The organism is Arthrobacter sp. 10N43 (genome assembly GCF_056394525.1).
Map to the genome: position 1 here is coordinate 1 of NZ_JBFTIA010000031.1, position 2,067 is coordinate 2,067.

A 2,067-nucleotide genomic window follows, 5' to 3' on the forward strand; every position below is an offset into this window, starting at 1 on the left:
CCCGGTCCCATCCCGAACCCGGAAGCTAAGACCCACAGCGCCGATGGTACTGCACCCGGGAGGGTGTGGGAGAGTAGGTCACCGCCGGAACACCATTAACGGTCGAGGACCCCCAACACATGTTGGGGGTCCTCCCGCATTTAACCCCCCACTTCGTTTTTGAGCGTCCAGCCGGGGCCGGATGGCCAGGACGCCGGCCACGACCCCGCTGCCGCCAGAACCGCGCTGCCGCGAGGAACCGACCCCGCGGCCGCCGCCGGCCAGCAAACCCCGGACGCCGCCGCCGCCGGACCCCGGCCCGCTGCCGCCGGCCAGGACCCCCGCCAAACGGCCCCGGCCCTCCCGCCGCCGGAAGCCGACACCAGTGCCCCGGGACCACGCCAACCGGCCCCACACCCTACCGGGAGGCCCGCAGGCCCCTCCCGGCCACCGGGAGAGGAAGAACTGAATCGCCGCCGTCGGATACTGCACGCTCAGAGGAACGTCGCCAAGTTCACACACCGACTTCGCCGGCCTGGGGCAGCTACTCCTGGAAGCGAAACGGCCAATGCAAGACTGAACCATGCCACTTATCCAGATTCTCAACGCCAGCCCTTCTACAACTGCCAAGAAACGCGAGCTGCTCTCGGAACTGACGGCAACGTATGCGCGCGTCATGGAAATGCGGCCGGACACCATCAGAGTCACCCTCCAGGAATTGCCCAGGGAGAACTGGTCTGTCGCAGGGATCACGCTGGCTGACTCCGGCCAAGACGAATCACTGCAGGGCCGATCCTAGGATTTCGGCTTAGCCGCCCTGCAGCGCGCGGATCTGCTGTTGTCGCGCCGGTCGGCGCAGCGGGCACTACTTTTCGGCTCGAACGGGTAGCCCATGCGCTCGAGGCACTCCAAGCCATCAGAGGGGCGTTCGGTCAAGAATGACAACGGCATATGTTCATCCGCCAGGAGATTCACCGTGATCCACGTCGCCAGGGCTTTCGGGGGTTTACGTTACCTCTCGAATGGTGGGGCGCTCCACCCGCCATGGGCCGAAGAAGCGCCCCAACCAACGAAACCTCACCTGGAATTCGATGTGCGAACTTTTAGGAATTACCACGACCCAGGGGCCGGATACTCTCATGAGCTTTCCAGGCCTCTCCAGCCCACCCTTGAAACTCTGCGTCAATTGAACACCCTAGAAGAAGTCGGAGGAGACGGCTGTCTATGGCCAAGTATCACTCGACGCAGCACGGTATGCGGTGAGGCCGCTACTGTTCCCGGGTTCCAGCAGCGGTATGCGATGTGCATTTTCCGGGGGCCGGGTTGTGATCGATTCCGCCGCTAGCTCTCCGTGGATCACTTCGCCTTGGCGGGGCCGGCCACAGCAAGCGATGCCGAAAGCACGTCCGGTTCGGTTCATACGCCCGGGGTCCTATTCTCCAGTGACCTGCGGCGCCCGGCTCGAAACCGGACGGCTTGAGGACGAAAGAGACCACGGGCCACGGTTCCTGGTCCGGAACAACCGGATGGAGTCGTCGATATCCGCGGCTGGCGCACTCTTTTGGCTTTCACCATCCCGCACCACGGGGCGGGGCGTCGGCAGCTGCCGGCGTCGGCGAGTCCGAGCCGTCCGTCCCGCCACTCCCGAAATCAGACGGCACAGGCCCATGACAGCGTCGAGGAGCGTGAGGACGATGGCCGGAGGAGCAGCGACAAGCTGCTGCTCCTGGTCTCCCGGGGACGGTTGGTAAGCCCGACTTCCTTCAGGGCAGCAGCTTCACGCCATGCGACGCCCTGGCGCTGGAACGCATCTCGGTGCAGCGACGCCCGTCTCTCGGTGCCGGCAGTATCCCGCCCATTCGGTGGTGCCGACCGTGGGGCAGACGTGTGATGGAGGATACAAGGCCACCGGATGGCAACCGGGGCGTGTTTGCCGCATCCGGGCCCGCGTTTGGCCGCGGGTTTTGGGGGTTTTGGGGTGGTGGTGGGGGTGTGTGGGGGTGGGTTTGCGGTGGGGGCGTGGTGGGTGTATTGTTTTCTAAGTCGCCGAGAGGGAGACCAGCGGAAATGCTGGGAACCGGAGGCGGC

1 protein-coding gene and 1 rRNA gene are annotated in these 2,067 nt (G+C 65.2%); both read left to right on the forward strand.

The window, feature by feature from the left end:
- A 5S ribosomal RNA gene (gene rrf, locus AC1DDO_RS22955) occupies positions 1-90 on the forward strand; the annotation flags it as partial.
- 472 nt (positions 91-562) lie between these two features.
- Entirely contained in the window at positions 563-778 is a 216-nt protein-coding gene (locus AC1DDO_RS22960; protein ID WP_476869986.1) for a tautomerase family protein, read from the forward strand.
- The last annotated feature ends 1,289 nt before the right edge of the window (positions 779-2,067 follow it).